Source organism: Bacillus cereus group sp. BceL062 (assembly GCF_051780025.1).
Classification (GTDB): Bacteria; Bacillota; Bacilli; order Bacillales; family Bacillaceae_G; genus Bacillus_A; species Bacillus_A toyonensis.
Genome location: NZ_JBPWGY010000001.1, coordinates 859,189 through 875,632, shown reverse-complemented (window position 1 = coordinate 875,632; position 16,444 = coordinate 859,189). Strand labels below are relative to the sequence as shown.

Below are 16,444 nucleotides of genomic sequence, written 5' to 3'. Positions count from 1 at the left end.
ATATGCAAAAAATTAAAGGGGCATTTCCAGTATTAATAACACCAATGGATGAATTTCAAGAGATTGATTGGAAAGGTGTAAAACAAAACGTAAACTACTTTATTGAGCAAAAGGTAGCTGGAATTATTATTAATGGAAGTACGGGGGAGTTTGTTAGTTTATCAAAAGAAGAACGATTTAACATGGTAGAAACAGTATTAAAAGAAGTCGATGGCCGTATTCCAGTCATTGTTGGAACTGCAGCAGAAACGACGAAAGAAACGATTGAATATACGAAACATGCAGAAGCACACGGAGCGGATTGCGCATTAATTATAAACTCTTACTATTGTAAACCGAAGGAAGAGGAAATTTATTTTCATTTTAAAGAAATCTCACACGCTGTAAATATACCAATTATGTTATACAATAATCCATTTACTTCTGGTGTTGATATGAGTACAGAGCTAATGCTTCGAATTGGAAAAGAGTGTGAAAATGTTACACATATTAAAGAGTCTAGTGGAGATATTCGTAAAGCAAGAGATTTAGTAAGACAAGGCGAAGGTGCTTTTCAAGTTTTCTGCGGATCTGAAGATTTAGTTATGGAGTCTTATTTAGTTGGTGCCTCGGGATGGGTTTCAGTTGCAGGAAATATCGTACCAGGACTCGTTACGAAAATGTATGAGCATTTTCAAAATGGTGAATTAGAAAAAGCATGGGAGATAAACGATACGATTTTACCGCTTTGTGAATTTCTTGAAGGTTCAGGGAAATATGTGCAAATCGTTAAACGGTCAATGGAATTACACGGGCAAGTTGGAGGACCTTCTCGTTATCCGAGATTAGGATTAACTGAAGTAGAAGATCAAAAGCTTCAAACGATATTATCTGAAATCGCAGCTCATGCAGCTGTTTAAATAGGGAGGCGTGTATATATGTTAACGACAAACATTGAGCTAAAACCAAAAGTGAAAGCGTTTTTAAATGAAGAAGTTAAAATGTTTATTAATGGTGAATTTGTTCCTTCTATTAGCGGGAAGACGTTTGAAACATATAATCCAGCAACAGAGGATGTTCTAGCTGTCGTATGTGAAGCACAAGAAGAAGATATTGATGTCGCAGTAAAAGCTGCGAGATTGGCCTTTGAATCAGGCCCTTGGACAGAAATGACTACTGCTGAAAGAGCACATCTTATATATAAACTAGCGGATTTAATTGAAGAAAATAAAGAAGAATTAGCACAGCTAGAAGCATTAGATAATGGAAAACCATATCAAGTAGCACTTGAAGATGATATTGCAGCGACGGTTGAAAACTACCGTTATTATGCAGGTTGGGCTACAAAAATTATCGGACAAACAATTCCGATTTCAAAAGATTACTTAAATTACACACGCCATGAACCGGTTGGTGTTGTAGGTCAAATTATTCCGTGGAATTTTCCGCTCGTTATGTCTTCTTGGAAAATGGGAGCTGCACTTGCAACTGGTTGTACGATTGTATTAAAACCTGCAGAACAAACACCTTTATCATTGCTATATACAGCAAAACTTTTTAAAGAAGCTGGTTTTCCAAACGGTGTTGTAAACTTTGTACCAGGTTTCGGCCCTGAAGCAGGAGCTGCGATAGTAAATCATCATGATATTGATAAAGTTGCTTTTACAGGATCTACTGTTACAGGAAAATATATTATGCGTCAATCTGCAGAAACAATTAAACATGTAACGTTAGAGCTTGGTGGTAAGTCACCAAATATCATTTTAGAAGATGCTGATTTAGAAGAAGCGATTAATGGTGCATTCCAAGGGATTATGTATAATCATGGCCAAAATTGTAGTGCGGGATCCCGCGTATTCGTTCATCGGAAGCATTATGAAACGGTAGTAGAAGAGTTAGTAAAAAGGGCAAATAATATTAAACTTGGAGCTGGGATGGAAACAGATACAGAAATGGGGCCACTCGTATCTAAAAAACAACAAGAGCGTGTGCTGCATTATATTGAACAAGGAAAGAAGGAAGGTGCTACTGTTGCAGCTGGTGGTGAACGTGCATTTGAAAAAGGCTATTTTGTTCAGCCAACTGTATTCACAAATGTTACTGATGATATGACAATTGTTAAGGAAGAAATCTTTGGACCGGTTGTCGTTGTACTTCCATTCGATTCAACAGAAGAGGTAATCGAAAGGGCAAATCACTCTTCATATGGACTTGCAGCAGGCGTATGGACACAAAATATTAAAACAGGACATCAAGTTGCCAATAAATTAAAGGCAGGAACAGTATGGATTAATGATTATAACTTAGAAAATGCAGCTGCACCATTTGGTGGATATAAGCAATCTGGTATTGGGCGCGAACTAGGTTCCTATGCGCTTGATAATTATACAGAAGTGAAGAGTGTTTGGGTAAATATTAAGTGAAAAACTAGTTTGTGAGAGTCTTGCAGACGATGAATAGTGAGATAAAAGAATGATGAAATAGTATGAGAAGCGGACAACTGGAATGTGGGATAAAGGTTGTCCGTTTTCTTATATAAAAAATTACTTTTTTAAAAGAATGATAAGGGGGATTTGGATGGAAAAGTTAGTAGAGTGGTTAGTGGGGCAAGTATGGAGTATAGGTTTAGTTGTTTTCGCATTAGGAGCAGGAGTGTATTTTACCATTGCGACTCGTTTTTTACAGATTCGTTATTTTAAAGAGATGATTAAGCTACTTTTTGAAGGAAAAAGTTCAGAGACTGGAATATCATCCTTCCAAGCATTTTGTTTGGCTCTATCAGGAAGGGTTGGAATAGGTAATATCGCAGGGGTAGCAACAGCAATAGCTTTTGGGGGACCGGGCGCTGTATTTTGGATGTGGGTGATGGCACTTTTAGGAGCCGCTAGCGCATTTGTTGAATCAACATTATCTCAAGTATATAAAAGTAAAGTAGGAAATGAATATCGTGGTGGTACACCATATTTCATTGAGAAAGGTTTAAAAATGAAATGGTTTGCAGTCATTGTAGCGGTAGTTGTAACACTTTCATACGGCGTTTTATTACCAGGTATTCAATCGAGTAGTATCGCTGTTGGATTTGAAAACTCTAACGGTATTAGTAAATATGTAACAGGTATATTTTTAGTTGTGTTACTAGCAGCGATTATTTTTGGGGGAGTAAAAAGAATTGCTGGTGTGTCACAAATGTTAGTACCTTTTATGGCAATTGGCTATGTAATTGTTACATGCATCATTTTAATTGCAAATGTAACAGAAATTCCAAGTATGTTTGCTTTAATTTTCTCAAGTGCATTTGGTGTAAATGAAATGTTTGGCGGGATCGTTGGTGCAGCAATTGCATGGGGTGTAAAGCGAGCGGTGTTTTCAAACGTTGCAGGTGTTGGAGAGGCAACATATAGTTCGGCTGCTGCAGAAGTATCGCATCCTGCAAAACAAGGTTTAGTTCAAGCGTTTTCTGTATATATCGATACAATTGTAGTTTGTACAGCGACAGCGCTTATGGTATTAATAACAGGTATGTACAATGTTATACCTGAAGGGAAAAGTGCAATTGTACAAAATATAGGCAATGTAGAAGCAGGTCCTATTTATACACAACAAGCAGTTGAAACTGTTATGACTGGATTTGGTCCAATATTTATTTCAATCGCAATCTTCTTCTTCGCATTTACAACTTTGCTTGCTTATTACTATATCGCAGAAACGACTCTCACTTATTTAGATCGTGAATTGAAATATGGATGGTTAAAACCAGTTTTAAAAATTGGATTTTTAATTATGGTATACATCGGTAGCGTAGAATCAGCTTCACTTTTATGGAATCTTGGAGATTTAGGAATCGGTAGTATGGCATGGTTAAACCTTATTGCAATCCTATTATTAAGCAAAACCGCATTAAAAGTGTTAAAAGATTATGAGGCGCAGAAAAAAGAAGGGAAAGATCCAGTATTTGATCCTAAAAAAGTAGGAATGGAAGGTTTAACGATTTGGGAAGAGCGAAGTAAAGAGGGAGAAAGGAAAAGTTCTAAAGAAAAAATGTCGGTGGATGATGGGCTGAAACTGTAAACGTGTAAATTTAAAAGTTTAATAAACTGAAAATTCTTTCTATTTTTAAAGTGAGTATTTGTATATATCATTCATTTTATCTCATACTAAAGTAAGTGTAAATAAAATGAATGGAGGATATACGATGGAAAATCAACAATTTGGCTCTATAAATGATGTATTACTTCATTACAAAGAAGGTATTGGGAATTTCACAAAACAAATTCCTGAAATTGCAGAAACCTATAACGCTTTTACACAAGCGTGTTTTCAGGAGGGGGCATTAACTAAAAGAGAAAAACAGCTTATTGCATTAGGGATTAGTTTAGCAACACAAGACGAATATTGTACGATTTATCATACAAAGGGATGTATTGACCAAGGATGTTCTGATAAAGAAATTTTAGAAACTTGTGGTGTTTCGGCCGCGTTTGCTGGCGGAGCTGCAATGAGCCAAGCAGTAACTTTAGTACAAGAGTGTATGGTGGAATTAAAAAATCAAAGTCATTAAACTAGAAAACCCTCCTTAAAATAATATTTTAAGGAGGGTTTTCTAGTTTATCCTAATTTTTTTGAAAAAGTTTCAATTGCTTCATATAGTCGATAGCTTTTGTTTTATTTCTTTGCTTAGAAACATATTGTGCCTCGTTTAAATATCTATAATAATTTTTAAATATTTCTTCAGAAAGAATTCCATCAGACATGGCTTTTTTAACCGCGCATTGTGGTTCATTTGTATGTGAACAGTTAGAAAATTTACATTTCCTAGAGATATCAACTATATCTTCATATCCAATATTTAAGTTACCTTCATGATTTATTAAGTCAAATCCTATTTTACTAATAAGTAATCCCTCCACTTTTAAATGAGTTTTTTAGAAGCATACTTACAAATTGTATCGTTTTTAAGTTATGCTTGTTTTAATATTCTGTATGCTTATAAATTGATTTCTCTACATCAGGGAGAAGGGTGTATATGCTCTTCCCAATTAAAGATTCTAATTCATTCTTAATTGTATAGAATCCTTTCCAATGTAAAGAAGTATGAGAGGTTGTGCCATGACGTAAACCAACAGAAACCAATCTTCTTTCAAGCGTAGTAAAACCATCTGCATCAGCGAGAGCGTCGCAAAGAGTAATTACTTTATTGTATAAGTCATAGTCACTATGTTCATTCAATATTTCAATTAACCGGCTTTTCATATAATCAGGAACAAGGCTCCACTCTGCTGCGATATCTATATGCTCATTTTTGCAAGGAAATGAATGCGTCACACATATAACGGCGTTTCCTGTATACCCTAAATCATTCATATACATGTAACCATCATAGGAATGAATAACAGATTTAGTAAAACCTTTATATCTTCCTATATCATGCAGGAGAGCGGCATTGTATGCTATATCAACATCTAAGTCATACCCGTTTTTTATAAGTTCTACAATTATTTTTTCAGTTGCATTGGCAACATGAATTGAATGTTCGAACCAAGGACCTGGGTTTTGTTCATATGCCCAATCCAGTAATTTTCTTGCGTATTTCCTGTCTAATATATATTTCATATAGTGATCCTTTCTCTAAAAAATCGTATCTTAATTAATTTCATCTTAATATTTAATTATTCCTGCTATAAAAATTGTTAAAATGAAAACAAAAGGGGGAAAAGTAATGCGAAATTTAGTAATTGAAGAAATGAAGCAACTAGAAAATGAGATTGAAGATCTTTCTAAACTTTTGACAACGGTTGTAGATGATGGGGCATCAATTGGTTTTTTACCTCCACTGGAACAAAAAGAAGCAACAAATTATTGGCAAACGGTATTAGCACCAGAAGTAATATTGTATGTTGCTAAAATAAACAATGAAGTGGCAGGAAGTGTTCAATTACATTTAGTTACAAAGCCTAACGGGACCCATAGAGCTGAGATTTGCAAGTTAATGACTCATCCGAATTTTAGACGTAACGGTATTGGACGTTCACTTATGCAAAAAGCAGAGGAAAGAGCGAAACTAGAAAACAGATCTCTTTTAGTATTAGATACTAGAGAAGGAGACCCTTCCAATAGATTGTACAATTCATTAGGCTTTCAAGAATCCGGTAAAATACCGGGGTATGCAATTTCTCCGGATGGTGAGTTAGATGCAACGGTTATTTATTATAAAATGATTTAGTTTTTTCTTTTCATTCTTTAACTTCAAATTGAACGTTCAATTTGAAGTCCAGTTTATATAAGAGTTTAACAGGTTTTTAAGAGGTAGTATTAAAATAGGGATTTTGAAGCCATTTGGTGAATAGTAAATATTAATCTAAAAGATGGAGGTTGCTGTGATGTTGAAACTGTTTCAATATAACTGGCAAGTTCGTGATGATTGGTTTACATGGTGCGAAGACATGTCGGCTGAAGAACTGGTAAAGAAACGGGTCGGTGGGTTCGGCAGTATACTACATACCCTATTTCATATTGTAGATGTGGAATGTATGTGGATCTTAGGGTTGCGCGGTGAATCAGTCCCTGAGGAACCAGTGTTTGAAGAGTATGCCAGCTTACAAAAAGTGAAAAATCTTTCAGCTCAATACCACGAGAAAGTGAAGCCGTTTGTGACTTCTTGGACAAATGAAATGGATTCTCGGAAACTTTCAAAAGCTGACTTCAAGGAAGAGCCGATTAGCTCAAGAGACGCACCAATTAGGCGCCGAGTCATTGAATGTACACACGGAGAGTTAATACGTCATGTCATTGTCCACGAAATCCATCATATCGGCCAGTTGTCTATATGGGCACGTGAGATAGGAAAGGAGCCAGTTTCCGCAAATCTGAGAGGGAGAGGGCTATTTGATAACTAGACTACCTTTGCCAAATTCGTAATTGCACGCTTTAATGGCACAAGGATCAAGTAATAATCAACCTTTTTCAAAACCCACTTTTTCTATTTATTATTTTATCTAGGTTTATAGAGTTAATGTAATCAAACTTTTTTAAGCGCTACACTGTGATATATAATTGTAAGTAGTTAACAATAAAACGACAAAATAAATAATAGATGTGATAACTGGTAATTAAAATGCGTGAAGAATTGATATTGTTGTAGTTAAACGAATTTGAGAAAGTTTTTAGAGGGTTCTTTTAGTAATGCTCTTCCACTTATAATGGATGTAGAGAAGATGACTAGGCAACTATAGTTATTTTCGTTTCATTTTTGGGAAGGGGATGAAAGAATGAAAAAGACAAGTTTACAAAAGATGAAAAAGGTTATGTTAAGTGGTGGGATATTACTTACGGGATTATTAACATTTGGGTTTTCAGAAAAGGCTTCAGCTCATGGGTATGTAGAATCACCAGCGAGCCGATCTTATTTATGTAAGCAAGGAGTAAATGTAAATTGCGGTCCAGTTCAATATGAACCGCAAAGTGTAGAAGGAATAGGCGGCTTTCCGCAATTAGGACCTTCTGATGGACAAATTGCAGGTGCTGGTCATTTTCCTGCTTTAGACGCTCAATCAGTGGATAGGTGGAAGAAAATTACGTTAAACGGCGGGACGAATACATTCAAGTGGAAACTAACGGCTCCTCATAGTACGAAAGAATGGAAATACTACATTACAAAGAAGGATTGGAATCCAAATATGCCTTTAACAAGGTCTAGTTTAGATATAGTGCCGTTCTATGTGAAAAATGATGGCGGAGTTAGACCGGGGACAACAGTAACGCATGAAGCAAATGTACCAACTGATCGTAGTGGCTACCATCTTATTTTAGCTGTTTGGGAGATTGCGGACACTGGAAATGCATTTTATCAAGTTATTGATGTGAATCTTGTGAATAATGGTTTAAATTCCAATGTTGCATTTAACAATGCAGTGCAAGTTCCTACACTATTTTAAATTAAATATACATTTTGATCATCTAATTCATTTTAGATGATCTTTTTTATGAAAAATATAGAGGAAAGTACAATTATTTATAAAAAATTCGGCTTTAAATATTGTCATATTTGCTTCTTTAAGATATCCTTTTCATGAAGAGGTGGAAAACATGGAAAAAGTACTAGTTTTCGGGCATAAAAACCCAGATACAGATGCAATTTGTTCTGCAATTGCTTATGCAGAATTGAAAAAAGAATTAGGAATGAATGCTGAGCCTGTACGTTTAGGCGAAATCAGCGGTGAAACTCAATTTGCGTTAGACTATTTTAAAGTAGAAGGACCGCGTTTTGTTGAGACAGTTGCAAGCGAAGTGGACAACGTTATTTTAGTTGACCATAACGAGCGTCAACAAAGTGCTAACGATATCGAATCTGTTCGTGTGTTAGAAGTAATCGATCATCACCGTATTGCTAACTTTGAAACAAGCGATCCTATTTACTACCGTTGTGAGCCAGTTGGATGTACAGCTACAATCTTAAACAAAATGTACAAAGAAAATGGCGTTAAAATTCGTAAAGAAGTTGCAGGTTTAATGTTATCTGCAATCATTTCAGATTCTTTATTATTCAAATCTCCAACTTGCACAGAACAAGACGTAGCAGCAGCTCGTGAATTAGCGGAAATCGCTGGTGTAGATGCAGATAGCTATGGCTTAGAAATGTTAAAAGCTGGTGCTGACTTAAGCGGAAAAACAATGGAGCAATTAATCTCTCTTGATGCTAAAGAATTCCAAATGGCTAACGCGAAAGTTGAAATTGCACAAGTAAACGCTGTTGATACTAACGACGTTCTTGTACACCAAGCGGAACTTGAAAAAGTTATCTCTGCAGTAGTAGAAGAAAAAGGTTTAGACCTATTCTTATTCGTTGTAACTGATATCTTAACTAACGATTCTGTCGGTCTTGCGATCGGTAAAGCAGCAAACGTTGTTGAGAAAGCATACAACGTATCTCTAGAAAACAATACAGCTACATTAAAAGGTGTTGTATCTCGTAAAAAACAAATCGTACCAGTATTAACTGAAGCATTCCAAGCTTAATACTATTCAGTACTGATTAGCAAAAAGGACAAGTAGTCGGATGGCTACTTGTCTTTTTTATTTGTTACATAGGATACTGGTATGAAAATAAGGACAGCATTAGCTATCCTTATAACTGTTTATTCCGCATTAACGGACAGTAAGAGCATTACCTCAAAGTTCAGCGAAAGTAAAGAAGTTAGGTGAGGGATCAACTGTCCGTAAGAGCCCGATGGGTGAAGGCCAATAATCCGTGGGGGATGAAGAAAACCCTCACGGATTAAAGTTTCACTTTATTCGTAAGACTTTTTCCTGTTTATATAAAATGTAATAACAGCAGTAATGAGGAAAATGGGTATTGCGTACGCTTGCCCAACAAACAACTTCCAACTAATAGAATTATAGCCTTCAGATGCTGGAATAATCATAACAATAACACAAACGATAAAATAGACGAATAGTGCAGGGATAATATTTTTCATTATTGTTCACCTCCTTTAAAAAAACAATAAAATAAATATATTCATATATTAAAATTTTTATGATTCGTTTTGAAGATTAAGCTCACAAAATGTTTATGAAGTAGTATTATATTTGTAAAGAGTGCAGTGTACTACGTAGATGTAGAACGAAAAAAATTGGACTATGCTTCTGAAAAGAAGTGAAATATGAGTGGAAATCGATATAAATATGGTAAAATATTCAATTGTGACGTTTGGAATTATTATATAGTATTTTGCGAGGGAAATGTATGAAATAATTGATTTAACATAAGGAAGAAAAGAGGTAAAAAATATAGATGAAAAGATTATGTATAATCCCATGTGGAAAGAAGAAAATCTGGGATAAGTATGTAGATTATGGACCTACTGAGGCGAAGAATGTATATATTAGTCCTTTCGGGAAAGCATGTCAGGCGTACGCAACTGAGTTTTTTGATGATTGGGTTATTTTATCAGCAAAGCATGGATTTTTAAAGCCGAATGATATTGTACAAGAAAACTATGATCTTGCATTTGATTCGAAGAGTGATGAAGTTATTAGTATAGAGCAACTACAAAAACAGATGATTGATAAAGGTTTAATACAGTTTGACGAAATTGTTTTGCTTGCGGGAAAGAAGCATAAAAAAGTAGTCACAAAGTTATATCCAGAAGAAATCATTACATATCCGTTAGAAGGATGTAAAGGGATCGGGTATATGCTGCAGAGGTTGAAAGGAGCTGTGGCGGAGGTAAAGGAACTATAGTAGTGGTGTTTCATATTTAGTTAACGTAGTAGTTACCTATTATTATGAACGAGAAGTAAGAAAATATACATGAATGTAAAGCCCAAGCATTGGGCTTTTTTATTTGCAATATTTCCTACGAATATTTAATAGAAAATTTTTAAGAAAGTGTAATACTTAAAAAACTATTGTTTAAAAGTAGAAAATAGACTAGTAAACAAGCCTTTTTCTACTTTTAAACATAGAATATGATGAATTCTATTGAGGAGGAAGCATATTCATGGGGAATCATTGTCATTGTGGACGTTCATTTTGGGATGATTTAATGTTTGGAAGATGTAGATGTAAACGCAGGGACTGTGACGAATGTTGCTGCAAAGAGAAACCGAAATGTGATTGTGACGAGTGTCGTTGCAAGGAAAAGCCGAAGTGTGATTGCGAAAAATGTCATTGTAAAGAGAAACCGAAATGCCATTGTAAACAGGAAGGGTATTAATAATAAAAGAGTACTTTACGTACTCTTTTATTTTATGAGTTTATATTCCATCTTGAACTAATTTTTTTTCAATTTCCCATGTATCTCGCTTTTTAATTTTTATAGCTACATTAGTTCCGCCAGATTCTTTATAAAAAATATAGCCATTGTTTGCGTTTACGTATGTTATTGGTTCACTTATGCAATCTCGTGAACAAGATGTATTAACGAGCTCAAGTAAGGATAGCTCGCTCGGGTCGGTTTTACTTTCAGCTATAACGGCATCAATGTTTGTTTTACGATAACCTTGTAAATTCACATGGAAAATCTGTTCAATTTCTCCTGTAATGCTAGTATTCATTACTTCTACTGAATTCTTTTTTTCTTGAAGAAATCCATTTTCATAAAGTAATTTTGTATATCCAAGCCAGGCGATTAAAACTAGCATGATAAACATACTAGACATTTTTAGTGTCCGAAGTCTTTTACTAACAATTGTTTCTGAGTATTTCATTCAGTCTAATCCTCCAATGTTTTTAATTTAAAGTATGCCTGGATACATACCTTTAGAAGAGGATGGAAGGCAACAAGTTGTTGATTCAAAAAAGAAAACATCAGAAGTTAGATGCTTTCTTTTTGAATGATTATTGTTATCTGTTCGTTACTTGTTTCATAAGCGGTCTTATTTCTTTAACAGGTGGTTTTTTATCATAGGCATCAACGTAAGAAAAGTAATAATTTAAATTTCTAAGAAGTCCTTTTCCTATTTTAGCGCTTAAAAAGGGGAATACTTGTCCAGTATAATCATCGAGAGATTTACAGTAGTATTTTTCATCTAAATATATACTGTATTTACAAGTGAGTTCTACTAATGAGTTACCTTCATCATCAATTACCTCTTTAGAATCAATAATGTCTATTAATGCAAATTTTTCATTCAAATACACTTTCTTCTTTTTCTCGTGTTTATTTGTGAGTATAAATACGAGACCGATGGCGTTAATCAAACTATTTCCTCCTATAAAAAACGGATATAAATAAAATATATCGATATACGTTAAATGTAAAGAGGAGAGGCGAAATAACATTGAGAGAAAGCTAAATAAGCCGATTTTTTTTTGAAATCGGCTTATGCTTATTTTTATCCCGCACTGACGAGAAGTAAGAATCACACCTTGAAATTCAGCTTAAGTAGAGAAGTTAGGCGGGAGATAAAATGCTCGTGAAACCCTGATTGGTCTGGGTTAGTAATCGGTGGGGATGTACAAACCCACCACTGGTTAACGTCTCAGTTTATTGAAATACTTGCGGGAATTGTTTTACGATTGCGTTTGTTATCATGTCGGCCATTTCTAATGCTTCTTTTTCAATTTTATCGTAAAGTTTTACCCCTGCTTCATAATCTTTATTTAGGAAGGCAAGCGCTTCTGCTTTCGTTAGTGCTAAATGTTCATAAAACATTTTTCTAAATTCCTCTTTATCTATATGTGGATTGATACTGTGAAGAAATTCAATAATTTCATCACCATTAGCGTACCATTTCTTCTCTATAGCGGCAGCTGCATTTTGATCACCAGCTTTTGCGGCTTTCACAAGATCGGCTGCAATTACTAAATGATCTTTAATTAATGCACTATATTTCTTTACTGCATCCTCGCCATAGAAGGGCTCAAGTGATAGTCCCATATGTGTTGCGTTTTGTAGAAGCCGTCCAACAGTAACGTTAACATCGGGTAAATTAAAGACAATACTTATAATAGCCAATCTCGTCCAAGCGACGTGTTGTTCCCATAAAGAACGCATATATCCTTTTAAAAAATTCTCGTTTTTACTTATTCGGTAGTTACGTACGGATAAATCATAGTTTACATAAAGGTTATGATAGGGGGAGTAATACGATTGCCAATAAGAATACATAAAAAGTAACACTCCTTTGAACATGTATAACTCAAAGTATGATAAAGATTTATTTTTAGTTACGTGTCCTAGATAATTTTCAGGTAATTTGAAATGGAGAAATTCAATGAATGATATTGTGATATATATAAATAAGTTGAATATAAAGTAAAAGAGGCTCTGCAAGGGAAGTTGCAGAGCCTCTAAAGGGTATTGCCGAGATGTCGGACTCGACTACGTAATATTATCATAAAATTCTTTAAAAAAAACCTGGTAAATGTGTCCAAATGAAAATGGAACTTTAATAAAGTCAAAGGGACCTGCTTCCCGCGGCAGGCCCCATTAACTAGATAATGTAGATGAGCAAAAACTCATCTGGAGTACTTTTATAGTAACAAGTAAAATGCGTTTTGTGTATTGAGAAAAAAGAATTGCATAATTACATGTGAACAATTTATATTTTACTTTTTATGATTATCATGAATTGTTGGGATTTAAATCTGGTTATAAAATGGAGAAAAGACTTGGAAGTGAAATTGAAGTGCACAGAAATATGTAATCATGAAAAAGACCTGCTAATATGAGCAGGTCAACTTAAGGGGTTTATCCAACAGATTATTATATATGGTAGCAACTGAATTGTAGTAAGTCTATACGTTTCATATTGAGAAAACTTCTGTGAATGATCTATTTTTTGCGCATATATTAACGTCTAAAAAGTTGAGAAAGAAAATTCAAAAAATTCCTATAAGAAAATAAGGGCTGGTACTTATAATATGATTCATATTTCCACGCATCATTATTAGAGAATTGGAGTTGTTTTGTTTTTGCTTTGATGGAACTCATATTACGATGCTTCATATAGTAACCTCCTGCATTTATATGTATACGATTAGTAGTATTCAAGAAAGGGCAATAAAATGAATATTTAAATTGAAATGCTTTCTTCATGTGTAATGGATGTATGTTTTAAATGTTGTGAAACATACAAAACACCGATGCTAATTAATATTAAATACGAGGTGAAATATAGAATAATGAAAAAATAATAAGCATTTATTCATCGCTTTCAAGTCGCATAAGTGATGATATAATAGAAGTAGATGAAAGATAAAGAAAAGCAGGTGAATCTTTTTTGTTTACAAAAGCACAAGAACTTTTAGCGTCTTATTTCGGTTATTCGTCATTCCGAAGAGGGCAAGATGAAACAATTAAAAATGTATTAGAGGGGAAAGATACAGTTTGCATTATGCCTACGGGCGGAGGTAAGTCAATTTGTTATCAAATTCCCGCATTAGTATTCGAAGGAACGACGTTAGTAATATCACCTTTGATTTCACTTATGAAAGACCAAGTAGATACACTAATACAAAACGGTATATCCGCTACGTATATTAATAGTTCTATTTCAATGACAGAAGCTAATCATAGAATTCAATTAGCGAAACAAGGGCATTATAAGTTACTTTATGTCGCTCCTGAGCGTCTTGATTCAATGGAGTTTGTTGATCAACTTATCGATATGAAAATCCCGATGATTGCGATTGATGAGGCGCACTGTATTTCGCAGTGGGGACATGATTTCCGTCCAAGTTATTTACATATACATCGTATACTAGATTATCTCCCAGAAAAACCGCTCGTATTAGCGTTAACAGCGACAGCAACTCCGCAAGTACGTGATGATATTTGCAAAACGCTTGAAATTAATCAAGAAAATACAATTATGACAACTTTTGAGCGTGAGAACTTATCATTTTCTGTCATTAAAGGACAGGATCGTAATGCTTATTTAGCGGATTATATTCGTCAAAATCAAAAGGAATCAGGGATTATATATGCAGCTACTAGAAAAGTAGTTGATCAGTTGTATGAAGATTTAATGAAAGCGGGAGTTTCGATATCAAAATATCACGCTGGTATGAGTGATCATGATCGAAATGAGCAACAAGAACTCTTTTTACGAGATGAAGTAAGTGTAATGATAGCGACATCTGCATTCGGAATGGGTATTGATAAATCGAATATTCGTTACGTTATTCATTATCAGCTGCCAAAAAATATGGAAAGTTACTATCAAGAAGCAGGACGTGCTGGTCGTGACGGATTAGATAGTGAATGTATTTTGTTATATTCTTCTCAAGATGTGCAAGTACAACGCTTTTTAATTGATCAATCAACAGGAGAATCACGTTTTTCGAATGAACTTGAAAAATTGCAAAATATGACTGATTACTGTCATACAGAACAATGTTTACAATCATTCATTTTGCAATACTTTGGAGAAGAACCGAAAGAAGATTGTGGACGCTGCGGTAATTGTACGGACGACCGTGAGAGCATCGATGTGACGAGAGAATCACAAATGGTTTTATCCTGTATGATTAGAACGAACCAACGATTTGGAAAACAAATGATTGCACAAGTATTAACTGGATCGAAAAATAAGAAAGTTATTGAATTTAATTTTCATACTTTACCAACGTATGGCCTTTTATCAAACCGTAGTGTAAAAGAAGTGAGTGACTTTATAGAGTTTTTAATTTCAGATGAGTTAATTGCAGTTGAACATGGTACGTATCCGACATTAAAAGTAACGGGAAAAGGGAAAGAAGTATTACTTGGTAATGAGAATGTTCTACGAAAAGAACGAGTAGAGACGAGACAAATCGTCCAAGATCATCCTTTATTTGAAGTGTTGCGTGAAGTGCGTAAAGAAATCGCACAAGGAGAAGGTGTACCTCCGTTCGTTATTTTCTCTGACCAAACATTAAAAGATATGTGTGCAAAAATGCCGCGAAATGATTCCGAACTGTTAACAGTAAAAGGTATTGGAGAACACAAACTTGTGAAGTATGGCTCGCACTTCTTACAAGCAGTTCAGCATTTTATTGATGAAAATCCAAACTATGCAGAAACAATTAAGACAGAAGTTGTTTCTGAGCGTAAAAAATCAGGAAAAGCTTCAGCGAATTCTCATTTGGAAACGTATGAAATGTATAAACAAGGAATTGACCTAAATGAGATTGCAAAAGAACGTGATCTATCAAGACAAACAATTGAAAACCATTTAATTCGCTCTTTTGAGGATGGGATGGAAGTAGATTGGCAAAGTTTTGTACCAAAAGAGTATGAATCTCTTATAGAAACTGCTGTACAAAATGCAGAAGGTGGTTTGAAATCTATTAAAGAACAGCTTCCAAATGAAGTGAGTTACTTTATGATCCGTGCTTATTTACAAATAAGAAAGTAGAGACATATAAAGGGGATAGGGATTTATGTATCATGTTTTCGTTTATGGCACGTTAAGAAGAGGGCAAACGAATGCTCATTATATGCAAGGTGCAACATGCATCGCAGACGGAGCATGGACGTATGGGGAATTATTTGATACAAACGAAGGATATCCGGCCATGATTTGTTCTAATGAAGTAAAGGTATATGGGGAAGTTTATGAAGTAAATGATGATGTTTTGCATAAGTTAGATGAACTAGAAGAATATACAGGTAATGCAGAGACTGATTTATATGACCGAATAACGCAAACAGTGTATGTTGCTGATACGGAAATACATGCGTATGTGTATATTGCTCAGGATAAAAAGATGTTAAAGAAAGTGATTGATTCTGGGGATTGGCTTTTATATCAAAAAGTATAATAGAAGTAACTATATAAAATTGGAAAGCAGATAATGAAATATTTCATTATCTGCTTTTTATTGTTTCTTTTAATTGAACTTCTCAAATTAATAAAGAATGTTTTAAATATGTTATATCGAATTAAAGCAAAGCAGAGTAGGGATTAATGGTTACTCTTTTATATTTTAGAAAATTCTCACTAGAACTATTGACTTTGCGAATGGATTTTTAATACA

Annotated in this window: 18 protein-coding genes; 12 read left to right on the top strand and 6 right to left on the bottom strand. The window is 34.5% G+C overall.

Annotation, left to right across the window (positions count from 1 at the left end; translation table 11 throughout):
* Positions 1-2 precede the first annotated feature (2 nt).
* The 4 genes from dapA (at position 3) to ACS2MN_RS04395 (ending at position 4,537) form a co-directional block, all read left to right on the top strand.
* The gene (gene dapA / locus ACS2MN_RS04410; protein ID WP_001169443.1) at positions 3-899 is read left to right on the top strand and encodes a 4-hydroxy-tetrahydrodipicolinate synthase; all 897 of its coding nucleotides are present in this window, start codon (positions 3-5) and stop codon (positions 897-899) included.
* A gap of 18 nt (positions 900-917) precedes the next feature.
* Positions 918-2,402 carry an aldehyde dehydrogenase family protein gene (locus ACS2MN_RS04405; RefSeq protein ID WP_198130414.1) on the top strand — a complete coding sequence of 495 codons (1,485 nt, stop codon included), beginning with the start codon at positions 918-920 and terminating at the stop codon, positions 2,400-2,402.
* Between the two features lie 136 nt (positions 2,403-2,538).
* Positions 2,539-4,047 carry an alanine/glycine:cation symporter family protein gene (locus ACS2MN_RS04400; RefSeq protein ID WP_179192258.1) on the top strand — a complete coding sequence of 503 codons (1,509 nt, stop codon included), beginning with the start codon at positions 2,539-2,541 and terminating at the stop codon, positions 4,045-4,047.
* 124 nt (positions 4,048-4,171) lie between these two features.
* Positions 4,172-4,537 (top strand): carboxymuconolactone decarboxylase family protein, encoded by a 366-nt coding sequence (locus tag ACS2MN_RS04395; protein ID WP_000431411.1) that lies wholly within the window; start codon positions 4,172-4,174, stop codon positions 4,535-4,537.
* Positions 4,538-4,589: 52 nt separating this feature from the next.
* Here the strand turns inward: ACS2MN_RS04395 and ACS2MN_RS04390 are convergent, their stop codons facing one another.
* Both ACS2MN_RS04390 and ACS2MN_RS04385 read right to left on the bottom strand, forming a co-directional pair.
* Positions 4,590-4,886 (bottom strand): hypothetical protein, encoded by a 297-nt coding sequence (locus ACS2MN_RS04390; protein ID WP_000398688.1) that lies wholly within the window; start codon positions 4,884-4,886, stop codon positions 4,590-4,592.
* Positions 4,887-4,947: 61 nt separating this feature from the next.
* Complete coding sequence (locus ACS2MN_RS04385; protein WP_000874098.1) at positions 4,948-5,589, bottom strand: HD domain-containing protein; 642 nt, start codon at positions 5,587-5,589, stop codon at positions 4,948-4,950.
* A gap of 106 nt (positions 5,590-5,695) precedes the next feature.
* Between ACS2MN_RS04385 and ACS2MN_RS04380 the strand changes: the two genes are divergently transcribed.
* The 4 genes from ACS2MN_RS04380 to ppaC all read left to right on the top strand — a co-directional run bounded on the left by ACS2MN_RS04380 (position 5,696) and on the right by ppaC (position 8,991).
* A complete protein-coding gene (locus tag ACS2MN_RS04380) occupies positions 5,696-6,199 on the top strand; it encodes a GNAT family N-acetyltransferase (RefSeq protein WP_001245267.1) in 504 nt (167 codons plus the stop codon).
* A gap of 157 nt (positions 6,200-6,356) precedes the next feature.
* Complete coding sequence (locus ACS2MN_RS04375) at positions 6,357-6,872, top strand: DinB family protein (protein WP_000915559.1); 516 nt, start codon at positions 6,357-6,359, stop codon at positions 6,870-6,872.
* Between the two features lie 372 nt (positions 6,873-7,244).
* Entirely contained in the window at positions 7,245-7,910 is a 666-nt protein-coding gene (locus ACS2MN_RS04370) for a lytic polysaccharide monooxygenase (RefSeq protein WP_000753782.1), read from the top strand.
* A 151-nt stretch (positions 7,911-8,061) separates the two neighbouring features.
* Positions 8,062-8,991 carry a manganese-dependent inorganic pyrophosphatase gene (ppaC, locus tag ACS2MN_RS04365; protein ID WP_087951088.1) on the top strand — a complete coding sequence of 310 codons (930 nt, stop codon included), beginning with the start codon at positions 8,062-8,064 and terminating at the stop codon, positions 8,989-8,991.
* A gap of 272 nt (positions 8,992-9,263) precedes the next feature.
* Here ppaC and ACS2MN_RS04360 read toward each other — a convergent pair whose 3' ends face one another.
* Positions 9,264-9,452 carry a DUF4017 family protein gene (locus tag ACS2MN_RS04360; protein ID WP_000789479.1) on the bottom strand — a complete coding sequence of 63 codons (189 nt, stop codon included), beginning with the start codon at positions 9,450-9,452 and terminating at the stop codon, positions 9,264-9,266.
* 317 nt (positions 9,453-9,769) lie between these two features.
* On the opposite strand from ACS2MN_RS04360, the gene ACS2MN_RS04355 reads away from it, so the two are divergent.
* Positions 9,770-10,219: a DUF6884 domain-containing protein gene (locus ACS2MN_RS04355; protein ID WP_000824892.1), complete on the top strand. Its 450-nt coding sequence runs from the start codon at positions 9,770-9,772 to the stop codon at positions 10,217-10,219.
* Positions 10,220-10,527: 308 nt separating this feature from the next.
* Entirely contained in the window at positions 10,528-10,755 is a 228-nt protein-coding gene (locus ACS2MN_RS04350; protein WP_023440958.1) for a hypothetical protein, read from the top strand.
* Here ACS2MN_RS04350 and ACS2MN_RS04345 read toward each other — a convergent pair.
* From ACS2MN_RS04345 to ACS2MN_RS04335, 3 genes are all read right to left on the bottom strand, one after another.
* Positions 10,735-11,187 (bottom strand): hypothetical protein, encoded by a 453-nt coding sequence (locus ACS2MN_RS04345; protein ID WP_000877597.1) that lies wholly within the window; start codon positions 11,185-11,187, stop codon positions 10,735-10,737. The two genes, ACS2MN_RS04350 and ACS2MN_RS04345, sit on opposite strands and share 21 nt — an antisense overlap.
* 136 nt (positions 11,188-11,323) lie before the next feature.
* Positions 11,324-11,680 carry a hypothetical protein gene (locus tag ACS2MN_RS04340; RefSeq protein ID WP_000606238.1) on the bottom strand — a complete coding sequence of 119 codons (357 nt, stop codon included), beginning with the start codon at positions 11,678-11,680 and terminating at the stop codon, positions 11,324-11,326.
* 286 nt (positions 11,681-11,966) lie between these two features.
* Positions 11,967-12,590 (bottom strand): hypothetical protein, encoded by a 624-nt coding sequence (locus tag ACS2MN_RS04335; RefSeq protein WP_000287706.1) that lies wholly within the window; start codon positions 12,588-12,590, stop codon positions 11,967-11,969.
* 1,114 nt (positions 12,591-13,704) lie between these two features.
* On the opposite strand from ACS2MN_RS04335, the gene recQ reads away from it, so the two are divergent.
* Positions 13,705-15,822 (top strand): DNA helicase RecQ, encoded by a 2,118-nt coding sequence (recQ, locus tag ACS2MN_RS04330; RefSeq protein WP_000494301.1) that lies wholly within the window; start codon positions 13,705-13,707, stop codon positions 15,820-15,822.
* Positions 15,823-15,847: 25 nt separating this feature from the next.
* Positions 15,848-16,228, top strand: coding sequence for a gamma-glutamylcyclotransferase family protein (locus ACS2MN_RS04325; RefSeq protein WP_000274911.1), 381 nt, complete (start codon positions 15,848-15,850; stop codon positions 16,226-16,228).
* Positions 16,229-16,444: the final 216 nt, after the last annotated feature.

What these genes read in the sequence shown, in the direction of transcription:
- ACS2MN_RS04325 (WP_000274911.1), top strand. Translation starts at nt 15,848, where the DNA reads ATGTATCATGTTTTCGTTTATGGCACGTTAAGAAGAGGGCAAACGAAT.
- ACS2MN_RS04405 (WP_198130414.1), top strand. Translation starts at nt 918, where the DNA reads ATGTTAACGACAAACATTGAGCTAAAACCAAAAGTGAAAGCGTTTTTA.
- ACS2MN_RS04335 (WP_000287706.1), bottom strand. Translation starts at nt 12,590, where the DNA reads ATGTATTCTTATTGGCAATCGTATTACTCCCCCTATCATAACCTTTAT.
- ACS2MN_RS04395 (WP_000431411.1), top strand. Translation starts at nt 4,172, where the DNA reads ATGGAAAATCAACAATTTGGCTCTATAAATGATGTATTACTTCATTAC.
- ACS2MN_RS04385 (WP_000874098.1), bottom strand. Translation starts at nt 5,589, where the DNA reads ATGAAATATATATTAGACAGGAAATACGCAAGAAAATTACTGGATTGG.
- dapA (WP_001169443.1), top strand. Translation starts at nt 3, where the DNA reads ATGCAAAAAATTAAAGGGGCATTTCCAGTATTAATAACACCAATGGAT.
- ACS2MN_RS04355 (WP_000824892.1), top strand. Translation starts at nt 9,770, where the DNA reads ATGAAAAGATTATGTATAATCCCATGTGGAAAGAAGAAAATCTGGGAT.
- ACS2MN_RS04400 (WP_179192258.1), top strand. Translation starts at nt 2,539, where the DNA reads ATGATAAGGGGGATTTGGATGGAAAAGTTAGTAGAGTGGTTAGTGGGG.
- ACS2MN_RS04370 (WP_000753782.1), top strand. Translation starts at nt 7,245, where the DNA reads ATGAAAAAGACAAGTTTACAAAAGATGAAAAAGGTTATGTTAAGTGGT.
- ppaC (WP_087951088.1), top strand. Translation starts at nt 8,062, where the DNA reads ATGGAAAAAGTACTAGTTTTCGGGCATAAAAACCCAGATACAGATGCA.
- ACS2MN_RS04360 (WP_000789479.1), bottom strand. Translation starts at nt 9,452, where the DNA reads ATGAAAAATATTATCCCTGCACTATTCGTCTATTTTATCGTTTGTGTT.
- ACS2MN_RS04345 (WP_000877597.1), bottom strand. Translation starts at nt 11,187, where the DNA reads ATGAAATACTCAGAAACAATTGTTAGTAAAAGACTTCGGACACTAAAA.
- ACS2MN_RS04380 (WP_001245267.1), top strand. Translation starts at nt 5,696, where the DNA reads ATGCGAAATTTAGTAATTGAAGAAATGAAGCAACTAGAAAATGAGATT.
- ACS2MN_RS04375 (WP_000915559.1), top strand. Translation starts at nt 6,357, where the DNA reads ATGTTGAAACTGTTTCAATATAACTGGCAAGTTCGTGATGATTGGTTT.